This is a genomic window from Rhizobium sp. R339, assembly GCF_002211395.1.
In the GTDB taxonomy this organism is placed as follows: Bacteria; Pseudomonadota; Alphaproteobacteria; order Rhizobiales; family Rhizobiaceae; genus Rhizobium.
In genome coordinates this window covers 1-17170 of sequence record NZ_LOKV01000011.1, presented here as the reverse complement: position 1 = coordinate 17170, position 17170 = coordinate 1, and the positions used below count along the sequence as shown (strand labels likewise).

Genomic DNA, 17170 nt, shown 5'->3' with positions numbered 1-17170 from the left:
TCGTCTTACGTCCGTAAAGTGGTCGGTACCATCAGCGCATTCCACGCATCTACGATATCCGAGCGAAAAAAGACAGCGGCAATGGTGGCCGCGCCGAAAAGCAGAAGAAGGAGCAGGATGACCGTGAAACCGGAACGCACCTGGCGCCAGAAGCCCAGCCGCTTCTTCATCGATTTTTGGATGTCGCTCATTTCGCGTAGCGCCGCGCTGTTGACCGCGGCGAGCCGGATTTCCGGCTCCATCGCCTCGACATAGGTCTCGGCATAGCTCGAAAGGATCTGCGAGGCGCGGTCGCGCAGCGTATTGCGCAGGTCGGTCGAGAGATAATTGCTGCTGACGGCGGCAAGTTCCGCTTCATTGGGCGAGCGGCCGGCATTGCGCTTGCGGTAGCTGAGCACGAAATCGCGCTTCTGCCGCTCGTAAAGTGCGTAAGCGAGCAGTCCGATCAGGTCGTCCTCGCCTTCGATATAGAATTCCAGCACGGCCTCGGTGATGTCACCGGCATTGATCCCATTGGCGCGCAGCTGCGAATTCTCATTGCCGGCAAGGAATTCGTGGATCATCGGTCCAGCCTTTCTTTCAACGCCTTGGCCGCATTGGAAAGCGCTCTTTTGTGGACGGCCACATCGACGCGGCGAATGATCGTCCCATCGGGAAGCCGGATATCCGAGAAGGGCGGCAGCCCCTCGCGAACGGGCTTCAGCATATAGAACACCTTGCCTGATTTCCGCGAAGCCGGCATCGAGCGAACTCCTGTTCCGCCGTTTCCATAAAGGGAAAATAAGGCGGCCGTATTACGGGTTCCAGCGCAGGAAATTGGCAATCAGCGCCAGGCCAAGCTTCTGGCTCTTTTCCGGGTGGAACTGTGCCCCGACCATATTGTTGCGTCCGACGAGAGCGGTCATCGGGCCGCCATAGTCGACGGTTGCGATGACGTCGTCGGCATTTTCGGCGGCAAGATGGTAGGAATGGACGAAATAGGCGTGCAGTCCCTGCGGCCCGGTTGGAATGCCGTCGAGCAGGGGATGTTCGCGCTTCAGGTCGAGCGTGTTCCAGCCGATCTGCGGGATCTTGAGCGCGGGATCACCGGGCGTCATCTCGACGACGTCGCCGGGAACCCAACCGAAACCCTGCGTCACGGTCTTCTCGAGGCCGCGCGACGACATGAGCTGCATGCCGACGCAGATGCCGAGGAACGGCCGTGCTTTCTTCTCGACGGTCTCGATCAGCACCTCGGTCATGTCAGGCACGGCATCGAGGCCGCGCCGGCAATCGGCATAGGCGCCGACGCCGGGAAGCACGATGCGGTCGGCCGCGGCAACATTCTCGGCCTTGTCGGTGAGATCGATATGCGCATCGATACCCGCCTCGCGGGCGGCCCGTTCGAAAGCTTTGGTCGCCGAGCGCAGGTTGCCCGAACCGTAGTCGATAATCGCGACGCGCATCGTCAGCGTCCTCCATCAAAACCAAAGAGACCAAGCGATGTGGCCTGGCCATGCGGGCGGTTCGGCCGGGTCTTGTTCTCCCAGTCCGGCGCCGCGGCGGCATCGCTCTCCACAATATCTGCCTTGCCGGAGAAATAGACATCCTCGGCAATGCCGATCGTATCGGCTGCAACGAGTCCGTCTTCGTTCCAGCCTTTGGCGGAGAGGTTGCGGACACGCAAATTCTGGCCCTCCAGGCCGACCAGCAGATTGACGCCCAGCGTGATTGCCATGCCCGCCGGCCAGAGACCGGATTGATCCATCAGCCCACCGCCGATCGCCTGCAGGAGAAAGGCTGCAATCGCAGCCAGCCACAACCGATGGACCAACAGCCAGGCCCATGGAAACAGGAAGCCGAGCCAGGTGAAGCCGTCGCGGATCGTCCGCGTCTCGTCAGGGCGAGTGTCCGCGCTGCCGGGCGGCGTCAGGAAAATATAGCTTGATGTCATTCTCGCCGCTCCCTTGAGAGGCTCAGACGAGCGTGCCCTTCGTCGAGGGAACGCGGCCCGCCTGTCTTGGATCGATCTCTGTCGCCGTGCGCAGCGCGCGGGCAACGGCCTTGAAGCATGTCTCGGCAATATGGTGGTTGTTGGCGCCATAATGGTTGAGAATATGCAAGGTGATGCCGGCATTCTGGGCGAGCGCCTGGAAGAATTCGCGGACGAGTTCGGTGTCGAAGGTGCCGATTTTCGGCGCGCTGAAGGCGACGTTCCAGACGAGGAACGGCCGGCCGGAAAGATCGACGGCAGCCTTGGTCATCGTCTCGTCCATGGCGAGATCGATCGAAGCGTAACGCGTGATGCCGCGCCGGTCGCCGAGCGCCTTGGAGATCGCCTGGCCGATGGCGATGCCGGTATCCTCGACCGTATGGTGGTCGTCGATATGCAGGTCGCCCTTGGATTCGATCTCCATGTCGATCAGGGAATGCCGCGAAAGCTGGTCGAGCATATGGTCGAAGAAGCCGACGCCCGTCGAAATTTTCGACTTGCCGGTGCCGTCGAGATTGACGGAAACGGAGATCGAAGTCTCGTTGGTCTTGCGGGAAACGCTGCCGGTGCGGCTTGCTGCGGTCTCGGCCATATGGCCCTCCATCGGGAATAAGGCCGTTCCTTATCAGGCGCATCGGCAAATATCCAGAAGCCGGGGAAGAGAAAAGCCCGCCCATTTGCAATCGGCTCCTGCCCACTTACATAGGGCTCAACAGGCCGGTGTGCGGCCTAACGCGATTGCCCGCGTCATGGGCAGACAGGTGTTTTATGACAACGATCATTACAGTTCGAAAAGGCGGCAAAGTGGTGATGGCGGGAGACGGCCAGGTGAGCCTCGGCCAGACCGTCATGAAGGGCAATGCCCGCAAGGTGCGCCGCATCGGCAAGGGCGAAGTGATCGCCGGTTTTGCCGGGGCCACCGCCGATGCCTTCACCCTGCTCGAAAGACTTGAAAAGAAGCTGGAGCAATATCCCGGCCAGCTGATGCGGGCCGCCGTCGAGCTTGCCAAGGACTGGCGGACCGACAAATACCTGCGTAATCTCGAAGCCATGATGCTCGTCGCCGACAAGTCGATCACGCTGGCGATCACCGGCAACGGCGATGTCCTGGAGCCGGAACACGGCACGACGGCGATCGGTTCGGGCGGCAACTTTGCTTTCGCGGCTGCGCGCGCGCTCATGGATACCGACAAATCGGCAGAGGAGATCGCGCGGCGCTCGCTCGAAATTGCTGCGGATATTTGTGTCTACACGAACCACAACATCGTGGTGGAAACCTTGGATGCCGAAAGCTGACGCCACCACACACTACGCATTCCGCGATGTGGTCGATGAGGATTTCACTCTGCTCGCCCGCTGGCTGGCCGAACCGCATATCGCAGAATGGTGGGATGCGGTCGATGAGGAGCTTGCTTCGATCAAGGCGTCGATGACGAGTGTGGAAACCCGGCCGATGATCGTGGAACTGGATGGAGCGCCGCTTGCCTATATCCAAACCTATGATCCGCATCTTGAAGAGGATCATCCCTATCAGGATCAGCCGAAAGGCACGATCGGACTAGATATTTCAATCGGCAACAGCGATTTGCTGGGCAAGGGCCATGGCAGCGCGATCATTCGGCAGATGGCTGCCGAACTTTTCGCCGCTGGCGCGAAACGGATTGTGATCGATCCCCATCCGGCCAATACACGAGCGATCCGCGCTTACGAGAAGGCAGGCTTTCGGCACGTCGATACGAGAACTTCAATATACGGTCCGGCCCATTTCATGGTCTTGGACCCACCGCAAGAAACGGATGTGATATGACGACTTTTTCCCCTCGCGAGATCGTTTCCGAACTCGATCGCTTCATCATCGGCCAGCACGACGCCAAGCGCGCCGTTGCGATTGCGCTGCGCAACCGCTGGCGCCGCCAGCAGCTGGATCCCAGCCTGCGCGACGAAGTCATGCCGAAGAACATTCTGATGATCGGCCCGACCGGTGTCGGCAAGACCGAGATCTCCCGCCGCCTGGCGAAGCTCGCCGGCGCACCCTTCATCAAGGTCGAAGCGACCAAATTCACCGAAGTCGGCTATGTCGGCCGCGATGTCGAGCAGATCATCCGCGATCTGGTCGAAGTCGGCATCGGCCTGGTGCGCGAGAAGAAGCGGGCCGAAGTGCAGGCCAAGGCGCATGTGAGTGCCGAGGAGCGCGTGCTGGATGCCCTGGTTGGCACCACAGCTTCGCCGGCGACCCGCGAAAGCTTCCGCAAGAAGTTGAGGGATGGCGAACTCGACGACAAGGAAATCGATATCGAAGTGGCCGATGCCGGTTCCGGCATGGGAGGTTTCGAAATCCCCGGCATGCCGGGCGCCAATATCGGCGTGCTCAACCTGTCGGAAATGTTCGGCAAGGCGATGGGCGGGCGCACCAAGAAGGTCCGCACGACCGTCAAGGCCTCCTACACCGATCTGATCCGCGACGAATCCGACAAGCTGATCGACAATGAGGTGATCCAGCGTGAGGCCGTTCGTTCCACCGAGAATGACGGTATCGTCTTCCTGGACGAAATCGACAAGATCGCAGCCCGCGACGGCGGCATGGGCGCCGGCGTTTCGCGCGAAGGCGTGCAGCGCGACCTGCTGCCGCTCGTCGAAGGCACGACCGTCTCGACCAAATACGGGCCGGTGAAGACCGACCATATCCTGTTCATCGCGTCGGGCGCCTTCCACGTCTCCAAGCCTTCGGATCTTCTCCCTGAGCTGCAGGGCCGATTGCCGATCCGCGTCGAACTGCGGGCGCTGAACAAGGAGGATTTCCGCCGGATCCTGACCGAGACGGAAGCGAGCCTCATCCGCCAGTACCGCGCGCTGATGGAGACGGAAAGCCTGAGCCTCGATTTCACCGACGATGCGATCGATGCGCTTGCCGATGTCGCCGTGCATTTGAACTCTTCCGTCGAGAATATCGGCGCACGCCGCCTGCAGACGGTGATGGAACGGGTTCTGGACGACATCTCCTACAATGCTCCGGATCGCTCCGGCACGGCGATCACGATCGACGCTGCCTATGTCCGCGAACACGTTGGCGATCTCGCGCAGAATACCGACCTCTCGCGATTCATTCTGTGATATCGGCGCACCGGTTCTTCTCTTTGCCGGCTTGAATGCCGCATTGTGATGAACTCTCTCTCGACAGCGGGCCTTTTACTTTCTAGTGAAGGCCCGTTTTGTTTTCCGCTCCGGCTTTATTCGGCCAAGATTCTGGTCCAGTCAGCCGCATCGCGAACAGGACGATGAACGGACGGGATAGCGGATCGTGCGACGCCTTTTGACAAGCCTTATGATTGCCGCCGCGCTGCTGAATTCGGCGCCGGCCTTCGCAATGCAGACGGTTCCGGCGGGCAACCGCCATGCCGAGCAGCCCGACATTCCGGGCGCTTCTATCAGGCGCACCAAGGGCACCAAAAGCAGCTTCGATGTGAAATATGAGAAGGTCCACGACCTGCTGGCGACCGATCGCGAGCTGATGGCCAAGATCCGCAAGGTCTCCAGCGCTTACGGCATCAATCCCATCCATGTGGTCGGCGCCATCGTCGGCGAGCATACCTATAATGTCGATGCCTACGACAGGCTGCAGGCCTATTACGTCAAGGCTGCCTCCTATGCCGGAGAAAGCTTCCGCTTCGCCTATGAGGGCGAAAGCGTCGACGATTTCGTGGCGCGCCCGCAATTTGCCGAATGCAAGGGCAAGAGCGATTCCTATACGCTCTGGTCGTGCCGGGAAGACGTCTGGGAGAGCGATTTCCGCGGCAAGACCGTCGGCGGCGAAAGCTTCCCCAATAACCGCTTCAGCGCGGTCTTCTTCCAGCCTTTCTATGCCGGCCAGACCTTCGGCCTCGGCCAGGTCAATCCGTTGACGGCGCTGATGCTCTCCGATCTCGTGGCCCGCGTCTCCGGTTATCCGAAGCTGAACGAGAAGAATGCCGGCGCCGTCTACAAGGCGATCATGGATCCCGATATCTCGCTCGCCTTCGTCGCCGCTTCGATCCGCAGGTCGATCGACGATTACAAGGAGATTGCCGGAATGGATATATCGGGCAATCCCGGCCTGACGGCGACCCTTTATAATGTCGGCAATTCGCGCCAGCGCGCCGCGGCACTTGCTGCGAAAAACCGTTCTTCCGGCGCCACGGTCTGGCCGGAGGAGAATTATTACGGTTGGCTGATCAACGACAAGCTGGACGAACTCAAGGGCCTGCTCTAGCTTCAAGCTTGCCGGGAAGACGCCGATCTTCCCCGAAAGGCTTTGACGATGGACATGCGTCCTGATCCCTTCGTTCCGCCGGCGCCGCTACCGCGCACAGAGCCGCCGAGCCGGCTTGATATCATCCGCATCATCCTGCGCAACCCGCTCGAACTCTGGGGCGAGCCGTCCTACACGCTGCCCTGGATCCGCACCAGTTTCTTCGGCCAAAGGACGCTGATCGTCAACGATCCAGGCCTCATCAAGCATGTGCTGGTCGACAACGCCAATAATTATCGTATGTCGGATGTTCGCCAGCTCGTCCTGCGCCCGATCCTCCGCGACGGCCTTCTGACCGCCGAGGGTCCCGTCTGGAAGAGATCGCGCAAGGCGGTGGCGCCTGTTTTCACGCCTCGTCATGCCCAGGGCTTTGCCGGGCAGATGCTGCGCCAGTCCGAGGACTATGTTCGCAAATATGAGAGCGCCGGCGAGGCAGGCGCAAATTTCGATATCAGCACCGATATGACGGAGCTGACCTTCGCCATTCTCGCGGACACGTTATTTTCCGGCGAAATCGTCACCTCGAGCGGCCATTTCGCCGACGATGTAAACGAACTCCTGCATCGCATGGGCCGCGTCGATCCGATGGATCTGATGCGTGCTCCGTCCTGGGTTCCACGTGTGACACGCATCGGCGGTCAGAAGGTGCTGGAGAAATTCCGCTCTATCGTCCGCAACACGATGGATATGCGAACCGCAAAGATGAAGGCGAATCGCGCCACAGCACCCGAAGATTTCCTGACCCTGCTGCTGGACCAGGCCGGCCCCGACGGGCTGACGAAGGAAGAAATCGAAGACAATATTCTGACCTTTATCGGCGCCGGGCATGAGACCACGGCACGGGCATTGGCCTGGACGCTCTATTGCGTCTCGAACAGCCCGCATATCCGCGAGGCGATGGAGATGGAAATCGACGCGGTGCTCGCCACCGGGGCCGAACCTGTGGAATGGCTGGATATGATGCCGCAAACGCGCGCTGCTTTCGAGGAGACGTTACGCCTCTATCCGCCGGCGCCATCCATCAATCGCGCCGCCATATCGGATGATTCCTGGATAAGCCCCAAGGGCGAGCGGGTCGAACTCGAGGCCGGGATCACGGTGCTGATCATGCCCTGGACACTGCATCGCCACGAACTCTATTGGGACAGGCCGCGCGCCTACATGCCCGAGCGTTTCCTGCCGGAAAATCGCGGCTCTATCGGCCGCTTCCAGTTCCTGCCTTTCGGCGCTGGTCCGCGTGTCTGCATCGGCGCAACCTTTGCGCTTCAGGAGGCGGTGATTGCCCTTGCCGTGCTGATGCATCGCTATCGTTTCGATTCCACCGATGAGACCAATCCCTGGCCGGTACAGAAGCTGACGACGCAGCCGCAGAACGGCCTGCCGATGCGGGTAACGCCACGCATAGTTTCCCGATAAGTATAAATCTTTCGAATTATTGCGGAATTGACTGTGAATGAAAGCCGGGCAAAGTGGCAGCATTCACAGTCGTTGCCAGGGAGAATGTCGCATGAGCCGCATTGATAAGAACGGTCTTGCCATCGAAGCCGTCCTTCATGATTTCCTCGTCCAGGAGGTTCTGCCGGGTCTGGGGATCGATGCGGACAAGTTCTTTGCCGATTTTTCGGCGATCGTCCACGATCTCGCCCCGAGGAATCGTGCCCTGTTGGCAAGACGCGACGAGCTGCAGATCAAGATCGACGACTGGTATCGCCAGCACGGCGCGCCTGCGGATATGGACGACTACCAATCCTTCCTCCGCGCGATCGGCTATCTCCTGCCGGAAGGATCGGACTTCCAGGTTTCGACCCAAAATGTCGACCCCGAGATCGCCTCGATCGCCGGCCCGCAGCTCGTCGTTCCCGTCATGAATGCCCGTTATGCGCTGAACGCTGCCAATGCGCGCTGGGGCTCGCTCTACGATGCGCTCTATGGCACGGACGCCATTCCGGAGAGTGACGGCGGCGAAAGGGGCAAAGGGTACAACCCGAAGCGCGGCGAGAAGGTCATCGCCTGGGTGCGCGATTTCCTCGACACAGCGGTACCGCTGCAGGACAGCAGCTGGAAGGACGTCGGCGGTTTCGCCATCAAGGATGGGGTGCTCGTTCTCCGATCGACCGATGGCGAACAGGCAATGCTTGTCGATGGCGGGCATTTTGCCGGCTATCGCGGCGATGCTGCGGCCCCGACACATATTCTCCTGAAGAACAACGGCATCCATATCGAGATCGTCATCGATGCGACGACGGCAATCGGCAAGTCCGATCCGGCTCATATTTCCGATGTCTGGCTGGAATCGGCGATCACGGCGATTATGGACTGCGAGGATTCGATCGCCGCCGTCGACGCCGAGGACAAGACCGTCGTCTATCGCAACTGGCTCGGCCTGATGAAGGGCGATCTGCAGGAGGAAGTGGTAAAGGGCGGGGCGAGCTTCATCCGCAAGCTCAACCCGGATCTGGACTATACCGGTCCGGATGGCGCTGCCTTCGAGCTGCATCGCCGCTCGTTGATGCTGGTGCGCAATGTCGGCCACCTGATGACCAATCCGGCCATTCTCGACCGCGACGGTGCCGAAGTGCCGGAGGGTATCATGGATGCTGTCATCACCGGCCTGATCGCGCTTTACGATATCGGCCCGGCCGGCCGGAGGAAGAATTCCCGCACCGGCTCCATGTATGTGGTCAAGCCGAAGATGCATGGGCCCGAAGAGGTCACCTTCGCGGTCGAGATCTTTTCGCGGGTCGAAGATGCGCTTGGCATGGCGCGCAACACCATCAAGATGGGCATCATGGATGAGGAACGCCGCACAACGGTTAATCTCAAGGAGTGCATCCGTGCTGCCCGTGAGCGGGTCGTCTTCATCAACACCGGCTTCCTCGATCGCACCGGCGACGAGATCCACACCTCGATGGAAGCCGGCCCGATGATTCGCAAGGGCGACATGCGTCAGGCCGCCTGGATTTCGGCCTATGAGAACTGGAACGTCGATATCGGCCTCGAATGCGGCCTCTCCGGCCATGCCCAGATCGGCAAGGGCATGTGGGCCATGCCGGATCTGATGGCGGCGATGCTGGAACAGAAAATCGCCCATCCGAAGGCCGGCGCCAACACCGCCTGGGTGCCGTCGCCGACGGCGGCGACCCTGCATGCCACCCATTATCACCGCATCAACGTCGCCAAAGTCCAGCAGGGGCTGAAGGATCGCGCCCGCGCCAAACTGTCGGACATTCTCTCCGTGCCGGTGGCAGTGCGGCCGAACTGGTCTCCGGAGGAGATCCAGCGCGAACTCGACAACAATGCCCAGGGCATCCTCGGCTATGTCGTGCGCTGGATCGATCAGGGTGTAGGCTGCTCGAAGGTGCCCGACATCAACAATGTCGGCCTGATGGAAGACCGCGCGACCTTGCGCATCTCGGCCCAGCACATGGCGAACTGGCTGCATCACAAGGTCGTCACCGAAGCCCAGATCGTCGAAACGATGCAGCGCATGGCCGCCGTCGTCGACCGGCAGAATGCATCGGACCCTGCCTACCAGCCGATGGCGGGCAATTTTGACGGCTCGATCGCCTTCCAGGCGGCCCTCGATCTCGTCCTGAAGGGCAGGGAGCAGCCGAATGGTTATACCGAGCCGGTGCTTCATCGCCGCCGTCTGGAACTCAAGGCGCAGCAGACCGCGTGAGGCTGTGACCCTCAATAGGAAAAGGCCGCCGGGACGATGTTCCGGCGGCCTTTTTTATACCGAATTCGGCATCTAGCTTACTGGATGACCACGACCTTGGAGGTGCCCTTGCCGGGGCGCACGCGGCTATAGAGGTCGATCACGTCCTGGTTCATCAGGCGAATGCAGCCCGAGGAAGCGGCGGTGCCGATCGAAGCCCATTCCGGCGTGCCGTGCAGGCGGAAGAGCGTGTCCTTGCCGTCCTCGTTGAAGAGATACATGGCGCGCGCGCCGAGCGGATTGCTGAGACCCGGGCCCATGCCGTCTTCGACATACTTGGCGACGTCGGGGCGGCGAACGGCCATTTCCTTCGGCGGGTGCCAGGTCGGCCATTCCTGCTTCCAGGCGACGTAGGCGGTGCCGGCCCATGCGAAGCCCTGCTTGCCGACGCCGATGCCGTAGCGCATCGCCTTGCCGTTGGCGAGGATGTAATAGAGGAAGCGCTCGCGCGTGTTGACGATGATCGTTCCCGGGCGCTCGGTGGTCTGGTAGCTGACGACCTGGCGGCGGAACTGCGGCTTGACCCGGCTGATCGGGATCGCCGGCAGGGAATATCCGGCATCCTTGGTCACGCCGTAGGCGTCATCGAAGATCTGTGCCGTCTGTACCGTCGGGCCTGCGCCCTGGCTGTCAACGGACGCGCTGTCTGATGTCGTGGAGCAGCCGGCCAGAGCGAGCGTCGTCAGCAGGCCAAATACAGGGAATGCATTGCGGATGCGCATGAATGACTCTTGAAAGTTTTGGGGCAAGGAGAAGGTCTTTCGACCATCGTTGATTATGGTTTATTTTCGATTAACTTGCGCTTTGCAAGACTGCTGCAGCGCGAGGAATTGGTCTGCCGCGCAAATTAAAAGCGCATGGTTTTTTTGCAACAACCCGCCAGCCCCTGGGATGGTTATTCATGACGATTTTGAGCGTTTACAATAACAATCCGTTAATCGATGGCCGGCAGTCGGACAGGGCGATGATGGTGCGGCGGGGCACGCAGATATTGCTGCATGAAATGCGCCACGCCGTGCTGCCGGAACTGCCGCTGGCGAGTGGCCGCCGCGCCGATCTGATCACGCTTTCGGAGAAGGGCGAGGTCTGGATCATCGAAATCAAGACGTCCATCGAGGATTTCAGGGTTGATCGCAAATGGCCGGAATACAGGCTGCATTGCGACCGGCTGTTCTTTGCGACTCACCAGGATGTGCCGCTCGATATCTTCCCCGAGGAATGCGGGCTGTTCCTTTCGGACGGCTACGGCGCCCATATGATTCGCGAGGCGCCGGAGCACCGCATGGCGCCCGCCACGCGCAAATCCGTAACGCTCAACTTCTCGCGCGCCGCCGCGCAAAGGCTGATGATGGCCGAATGGGCGAGCGGAAAACCGTTCACCGTGGACGATGTGTGACGGAGGCTTCGCCTATTTCGGCGCCCGCTTGGCGAGGATGCGCTGCAGCGTGCGGCGGTGCATATTGAGCCGGCGCGCCGTTTCCGACACGTTGCGCTCGCACATTTCATAGACCCGCTGGATATGTTCCCAGCGCACCCGGTCGGCCGACATCGGATTTTCGGGAAGCTCCGCCTTTTCCCCCGGGCGCTGCGTCAGCGCCGAGAAGACGTCGTCGGCATCGGCAGGCTTTGCCAGATAATCGACGGCGCCGAGCTTTACGGCGGTCACCGCCGTGGCGATATTGCCATAGCCGGTCAGCACGATGATCCTGGTGTCGTCGCGCCGCTGGCGGATCGCTTCAATGACGTCGAGCCCGTTGCCGTCGCCGAGCCGGAGGTCGACCACAGCATATTTCGGCGGCCTGCCTTTCGATTTCGCAACGCCTTCCGCCACGGATTCAGCCGTTTCCACCTGGAAGCCCCGCGTCTCCATCGCCCGTGCCAGCCGGCGCAGGAAAGGGCCGTCATCGTCGACGATCAGCAGGCTGGGGTCGGGACCGATATGGTCTTCATCGGAAGCGGCGAAATTGTCGTGATGTTGTTCTGTCATCGTCCTGGGTCCCGGCGGTTCCGCGCCCGAGCGCGGTCAACCGCAAATCCTGTTTATGCCCATAATCTCATTTTGTCGAATTTGCATCGATCAGCATCCGCGGCCATTCGATGCGGATGCGCGCACCGGCGCTTTCGGGGTCGCGGTTCTCGAAAATCAGCGATGCGCCCGAGCGTTCCAGCAGCGTCTTGGCGATGAAAAGCCCCAGCCCGAGGCCGCCGGCCGTATCCTCCTTTTGCCGCTTGGTCACATAGGGCTCGCCGATCCGCGTCAGAATGTCCGGCGAATAACCGTCGCCGTCGTCCTCGATGACGATCCGCACCTTGTCGTGATCGTGCTCGACCGTCACCGTCACCTTCTCCCGGGCATAATCGACGGCATTTTCGATGAGGTTGCCGAGCCCGTACATGATGCCGGCATTGCGGTCGGTGACCGGTTCGCCCTTGCGCGGGCTCTTTTCGATGAGTTCGAGCGCGATGCCGAACTCCCGGTGCGGCGCGACGATCTCCTCGATCATCGAGGACAGCGGCAGCCGGCGCATATGCGCCTCGCCTTCCGAGGAAAGCGTCGTCAGCCGCCGCAGAATGTCACGGCAGCGTTCGCTCTGGCTGCGCAGCAGCATGACGTCTTCGCGGAAACGATCGTCGTCCTTGAGTTCCCGCTCCATTTCCTTGGCCACCACGCTGATCGTCGCAAGCGGCGTGCCGAGTTCGTGTGCGGCGGCCGCCGCCAAGCCGTCGAGCTGTGAAAGATGCTTTTCCCGCTGCAGCACCAATTCGGTCGCCGCCAGCGCATCGGCGAGCTGGCTTGCTTCCATGGAGACGCGATAGGCATAGAAGGCGGCAAAGGCCATCGTCGAGGCGATCGAGCACCAGACGCCGAACTGCATGACGTTGTGCACGTTGATCTCGACCCCGTCGAACCAGGGCAGCGGGAAGGGTGAGAAGGCAAGCACCGTGACGCAGACCATCGCAAAGCCGATGAGCGCGGTGCTGTAGCGGATCGGCTGCGAGGCAAAGGAGATGATGACGGGCACGCAGACGAGCGCGGCAAAGGGATTGGCGAGGCCGCCGGTGATGAAAAGCAGCGCGCAGAGCTGCAGAAGATCGAAGCCGAGCAGCGCGAAAGCGGCGGGCGGCCCCAGCCGGTGCGTCGGCGGATAGCGGATCGTCAGGTAGAAATTTACCCAGGCAAGAGCGGCGATCAGCGAACAGCTGGCGATCAGCGGCAGCGGAAATTTCAGCCAGAAGGCAACGATGAACACCGTCGCCGCCTGTCCGCCGACGGCAAGCCAGCGCAGCCGCACCAGCGTCTGCAGGCGCAGCCTCCGGCTGCTGTGCCGGTCTTCCAGCGTGTGGCTTTCCGTCTTGTCGATTATGCCGGGCTTGTCGATCATGCCGGGGCTCCTTGGATCGCCTCATGTACCACGCGGTTTTGCCCGTGTCGTCGGCGGTGCTTCTTCCGGCCGCTCCGGCCAGGGATGGCGGGGATAGCGCCCGCGCATGTCGGCGCGCACGTCCTTCCATGAGCCGGCCCAGAAGCCCGGCAGGTCGCGTGTCGTCTGGATCGGCCGATGCGCCGGCGACGTGAGTTCCAGCAGCAGCGGCAGGCGGCCTCCGGCGATTGCCGGATGCTGCTTCAGCCCGAAAAGCTCCTGCACGCGGATCGTCAGCACCGGCTCCTCGCCTTCATACTGGATCGGATGCCTCTGGCCGGTTGGGGCCTCGAAATGCGTCGGCGCAAGCCGACTAAGATCGCGCTGCAGCTCATGCGGCACCAGCGACATCAGCCCGTTCGAAAGCCCGCCTGCGGAAATATCGGAGAGACCTCGGGCCTCGCTCTGGAACGGCGCGAACCATTCGTCCAACCGGGAAAGCAGGGCGTCGTCGCCGACATCGGGCCAGGGATCGCCGATCGTCCGGTAAAGAAAGCCGATCCGTTCGCGAAGCTGCAGGGCCTCCTTCGAGAAGGCAAGCTGATCGAGCCCCAGCTCGCGCACCCCATCCATCAGCGCCCGGGTGACCGCTGCCCCGGAAGGACGCGGCAAGGGGGTCTCCTCGAAGACGATCGCGCCGAGCCGGGTTGCCCGCCGCGCCCTGACTTGCCGGCTCTGCCGGTCGAAGAATGTCTGGTCGTCGGTCCTGATCTCGCCGGGCAGTTCGGCTTCGATATCGCCGCGCGTCACCTCGGCTGCCGCAAGGATCCGCCCCTGCGCCGCCCTTCCGGTGAGATCGGCGATGACCAGCATCGGGCTGCCGGCCAGCCGCTCGGTTTCCGGCAGTTCCGCTCCCCGGCCATTGGCCATCACATACCGCCCGCGCCCGCCGCGCTGCAGTGCGATCCGGTCGGGGAACGCGTGCAGCAGCAGCTGACCGGCCAGCGCCGGCGCCGTTGCGGCAATCTTGTCGAGGCCGGCGGCGAGCCGCCCCGCCAGCCGCCGCGAAGCTTCGGCCCTTTCGCCCCGCTCGGCCTTGAAGCGCCGCAGCCTTTCCTCGATGTCGATGCTCGTTCCGCCAAGCCCCTGTTCGGTCAGCAGCACGGCGACCAATGCCGCGTCTCGGGCATGCCCCGATTCGCCCGCCGACACGACCATTGCGGCAAGCCGCGGCGGCAGGGCGAGATCGCGCATCACCTTGCCGCGAGCCGTCAGCGCGGCGTCCCTGTCGAGCGCGCCGAGCTGGCCGAGCAGCGCCCGCGCTTCTTTCAGCGTCGTTTCCGGCGGCTGATCGACGAAGGCGAGCGATGCCGGATCCTGCACGCCCCAATGCGCGAGATCGAGCACCAGCCCGGAAAGATCGCTGGAAAGAATTTGCGGCGGCGTGAAAGCCGGCAGCGCCGCCGTCTGTCCCTGGTGCCACAGCCGGATGGCGATACCGGGCTCCGTTCGCCCGGCGCGGCCGGCCCGCTGATCGGCGGAAGCCCGCGACACCCGCACCGTCTCGAGGCGCGTGATCCCGGTCGAGGCCTCGAAAACCGGCAGGCGCTGCAGACCGCTGTCGATGACGATCCTCACGCCGTCGATGGTGATCGACGTCTCGGCAATCGACGTTGCCAGCACGATCTTGCGCGTCCCCTTGGGCGCCGGCTGGATCGCCGCATCCTGCTCCTTCTGGCTGAGATTGCCGTAGAGGGGCGCAATTAGCGTTTCGGCCGCCAATCGCCCCTGCAGGCGCTCGACGGTGCGCGTAATTTCCGCTTGGCCGGGCAGGAAAGCCAGGATCGAGCCGTCTTCATCGCCATGCGCGTCGATAATCGCCCTTGTGACGGCATCCTCTATGCGCTCGCCGCCTGGCCGGTCCCGATAACGGATATCGATGGGAAAGCTGCGCCCGAGGCTCTCGATGACAGGCGGATGGTTGAGCAGAGCGGCCACGCGCTCCACGTCGAGCGTCGCCGACATGACGAGGATGCGCAGATCTTCGCGCAGCGCCGACTGGACATCGAGCGCCAGCGCCAGTCCGAAATCGGCATCCAACGAACGCTCATGGAACTCGTCGAACAGCACGGCCGAGACGCCTGAGAGTTCCGGATCGTCGAGAATCATCCGGGCAAAGACCCCTTCGGTCACCACCTCGACCCGGGTCGCAGCCGATATCCTGTTGTCGAGGCGCATGCGGTAGCCGATCGTCTGGCCGACCTGCTCGCCGATCAAGGATGCCATCCGGTTTGCCGCGGCCCGCGCCGCCAGCCGCCGCGGCTCCAGCAGGATGATCTTGCCGTCGCCGCGCCAGGCCTGGTCGAGCAGATAAAGTGGCACCAACGTCGTCTTGCCGGCTCCTGGCGGGGCGGAAAGAACGGCGCGTTTCCGAGCGGCCAGCGCGGAGGCGACGGCCGGCAGGACATGCGAAACCGGAAGCTCCGGCAAGGAGGCACTGATGGTCACTTGCGGCCCGCCACCGTCTCATAGGCGAGGATGGCGCCGGCGAGATCCTCGAGCGCCGCGCCGACCGACTTGAACAGGGTGATTTCCGTGTCCTGGCTTCGCCCGCTTTGGGCGCCGCTGACGAGCTCCGCAAGCTCCGACCTGATGCCGTTCGGTGGCAGGACACCGCTTTTCAGCGGCTGCACGATATCGCCAGCCTCGCTCATCGCACCCGCGCGGGTATCGACATGGACCGAAGCGCGGCGAATGGCCTCGTCGTCGCTTTCGCGCATGCTCGGCTTGAAGGCCCCGACGAGATCGAGATGGGCGCCGGGTTTCAGCCATGCGCCTGATATCAGCGGTTCGCTGGAAAGCGTGGCGCAGGAAATGATATCGGCCGTTCGCGCTGCGGCTTGTCTGTCCGCCACCGTCTCGGCATCGAGGCCGAGCGCTCGCGCTTCGGCGGCGATCTTCTCTGCCGCCTGCTCGTTGCGGCCCCAGATCCTGTATCTCTTGATTGGCCGTGCCGTGCCGTGGGCGAGCATCAGGTTGAGGGACAGCCGCCCGGTTCCGCAAACGAGCAGTTCCTCCGCATCCGGGCGGGCGAGATAGCGGGCCGCCAGCGCCGATGTCGCCGCCGTCCGCCGCGCCGTCAATTCACCGCCATCGATGACGGCCAGCATTTCACCGGTGGCGCCGGAGGAAAGCAGATAGGTCCCTGAGATTGCCGGAAGGCCGCGCCGCATATTGCCTGGAAAGACCGAGACTGCCTTCACCCCGGCATAACGCCCTGGAACCCAGGCCGGCATCAGAAGCAGCGTCGCGCTTTCCTCGCCGGGCACATCCATATCGTGATGATGGCGCACCGGCATCACGCATTCGCTCGTGAACATCGCGGCAATCGCCTCGATCAATTCCGGCCAGGGCAGCGCCGCACGCGTCTGTTCTTCGTCGAGGACTAGCATTCTTTCACTCCGCCGGATCATTCGTCTCGCCAAACTAGCGAGTGAGGCGCGTGACAGGCAAGCACCCTGGAAATCCTTCTAAAGCTTCCCATATAGGGCTTGTCTCCACCTGCCGAAGCCACTCTTCGAGATTCGGCGGAAAACGAATCCCAAAAACCGCCCCACCATGCGGGGGTTTTGCCTGTTTTTGGAGACACGAGATAAAATCCCTTGATTTTCAACCTGTTACAAAATTGTCAAAAAACTTTTGGTATGGCTGTTGACTTAGAAAAGGGGTTGGTTCTATAAGCCCACTCACTGAACGAGGGCGGCGGCGCTGCTGGCGACGAAGTCTTTCGTTCTAAAGAAACTCAAGCGGATTGGCGATTGCTGGTTTGTGTT

17 protein-coding genes are annotated in these 17170 nt (G+C 62.1%); 7 read left to right on the top strand and 10 right to left on the bottom strand.

The genetic code is table 11. The features are described 5' to 3' along the window. Nucleotides 1-5: 5 nt before the first annotated feature. Genes ATY76_RS13995 through hisB form a run of 5 tightly spaced genes read right to left on the bottom strand, consistent with a single transcriptional unit; the run spans nucleotide 6 to nucleotide 2564 of the window. Nucleotides 6-563: a hypothetical protein gene (locus ATY76_RS13995; RefSeq protein WP_088675355.1), complete on the bottom strand. Its 558-nt coding sequence runs from the start codon at nucleotides 561-563 to the stop codon at nucleotides 6-8. Then, nucleotides 560-742, bottom strand: a complete 183-nt coding sequence (locus ATY76_RS13990; RefSeq protein WP_088675354.1) for a hypothetical protein — start codon at nucleotides 740-742, stop codon at nucleotides 560-562. The genes ATY76_RS13995 and ATY76_RS13990 overlap by 4 nt, the downstream gene beginning before the upstream one ends. A 52-nt stretch (nucleotides 743-794) precedes the next feature. After that, entirely contained in the window at nucleotides 795-1445 is a 651-nt protein-coding gene (gene hisH / locus ATY76_RS13985; protein WP_088675353.1) for an imidazole glycerol phosphate synthase subunit HisH, read from the bottom strand. A 2-nt stretch (nucleotides 1446-1447) separates the two neighbouring features. Further along, nucleotides 1448-1933, bottom strand: coding sequence for a DUF2628 domain-containing protein (locus ATY76_RS13980; protein ID WP_088675352.1), 486 nt, complete (start codon nucleotides 1931-1933; stop codon nucleotides 1448-1450). Between the two features lie 22 nt (nucleotides 1934-1955). Further along, complete coding sequence (hisB, locus tag ATY76_RS13975) at nucleotides 1956-2564, bottom strand: imidazoleglycerol-phosphate dehydratase HisB (protein ID WP_088675351.1); 609 nt, start codon at nucleotides 2562-2564, stop codon at nucleotides 1956-1958. Between the two features lie 176 nt (nucleotides 2565-2740). On the opposite strand from hisB, the gene hslV reads away from it, so the two are divergent. The 6 genes from hslV (at nucleotide 2741) to ATY76_RS13945 (ending at nucleotide 9936) form a co-directional block, all read left to right on the top strand. Then, a complete protein-coding gene (gene hslV / locus ATY76_RS13970; RefSeq protein ID WP_088675350.1) occupies nucleotides 2741-3268 on the top strand; it encodes an ATP-dependent protease subunit HslV in 528 nt (175 codons plus the stop codon). Continuing rightward, nucleotides 3255-3779, top strand: a complete 525-nt coding sequence (locus ATY76_RS13965) for a GNAT family N-acetyltransferase (RefSeq protein ID WP_088675349.1) — start codon at nucleotides 3255-3257, stop codon at nucleotides 3777-3779. The genes hslV and ATY76_RS13965 overlap by 14 nt, the downstream gene beginning before the upstream one ends. Then, entirely contained in the window at nucleotides 3776-5083 is a 1308-nt protein-coding gene (gene hslU, locus ATY76_RS13960; RefSeq protein WP_088675348.1) for an ATP-dependent protease ATPase subunit HslU, read from the top strand. Before ATY76_RS13965 ends, hslU begins: the two co-directional genes overlap by 4 nt. Before the next feature lie 187 nt (nucleotides 5084-5270). Then, the gene (locus ATY76_RS13955) at nucleotides 5271-6218 is read left to right on the top strand and encodes a DUF1402 family protein (protein ID WP_088675347.1); all 948 of its coding nucleotides are present in this window, start codon (nucleotides 5271-5273) and stop codon (nucleotides 6216-6218) included. A 48-nt stretch (nucleotides 6219-6266) separates the two neighbouring features. Beyond that, nucleotides 6267-7673: a cytochrome P450 gene (locus ATY76_RS13950; RefSeq protein WP_088675346.1), complete on the top strand. Its 1407-nt coding sequence runs from the start codon at nucleotides 6267-6269 to the stop codon at nucleotides 7671-7673. A gap of 91 nt (nucleotides 7674-7764) precedes the next feature. Beyond that, complete coding sequence (locus ATY76_RS13945) at nucleotides 7765-9936, top strand: malate synthase G (RefSeq protein ID WP_088675345.1); 2172 nt, start codon at nucleotides 7765-7767, stop codon at nucleotides 9934-9936. A gap of 77 nt (nucleotides 9937-10013) precedes the next feature. Here the strand turns inward: ATY76_RS13945 and ATY76_RS13940 are convergent, their stop codons facing one another. Continuing rightward, nucleotides 10014-10697 (bottom strand): L,D-transpeptidase, encoded by a 684-nt coding sequence (locus ATY76_RS13940; protein WP_088675344.1) that lies wholly within the window; start codon nucleotides 10695-10697, stop codon nucleotides 10014-10016. Nucleotides 10698-10876: 179 nt separating this feature from the next. Here ATY76_RS13940 and ATY76_RS13935 point away from each other — a divergent pair, with 179 nt between their 5' ends. Further along, on the top strand, nucleotides 10877-11371 hold the full coding sequence (locus ATY76_RS13935) for an MmcB family DNA repair protein (RefSeq protein WP_088675343.1): 495 nt from the start codon (nucleotides 10877-10879) through the stop codon (nucleotides 11369-11371). 12 nt (nucleotides 11372-11383) lie between these two features. Here the strand turns inward: ATY76_RS13935 and ATY76_RS13930 are convergent, their stop codons facing one another. The 4 genes from ATY76_RS13930 to ATY76_RS13915 all read right to left on the bottom strand — a co-directional run bounded on the left by ATY76_RS13930 (nucleotide 11384) and on the right by ATY76_RS13915 (nucleotide 16789). Beyond that, the gene (locus ATY76_RS13930; RefSeq protein ID WP_088675342.1) at nucleotides 11384-11962 is read right to left on the bottom strand and encodes an ActR/PrrA/RegA family redox response regulator transcription factor; all 579 of its coding nucleotides are present in this window, start codon (nucleotides 11960-11962) and stop codon (nucleotides 11384-11386) included. 67 nt (nucleotides 11963-12029) lie between these two features. Beyond that, nucleotides 12030-13358: an ActS/PrrB/RegB family redox-sensitive histidine kinase gene (locus tag ATY76_RS13925; protein WP_088675341.1), complete on the bottom strand. Its 1329-nt coding sequence runs from the start codon at nucleotides 13356-13358 to the stop codon at nucleotides 12030-12032. Between the two features lie 21 nt (nucleotides 13359-13379). Then, a complete protein-coding gene (gene hrpB, locus ATY76_RS13920) occupies nucleotides 13380-15845 on the bottom strand; it encodes an ATP-dependent helicase HrpB (protein WP_088675340.1) in 2466 nt (821 codons plus the stop codon). Next, nucleotides 15842-16789, bottom strand: coding sequence for an ornithine cyclodeaminase family protein (locus ATY76_RS13915; protein WP_088675339.1), 948 nt, complete (start codon nucleotides 16787-16789; stop codon nucleotides 15842-15844). The genes hrpB and ATY76_RS13915 overlap by 4 nt, the downstream gene beginning before the upstream one ends. Nucleotides 16790-17170: the final 381 nt, after the last annotated feature.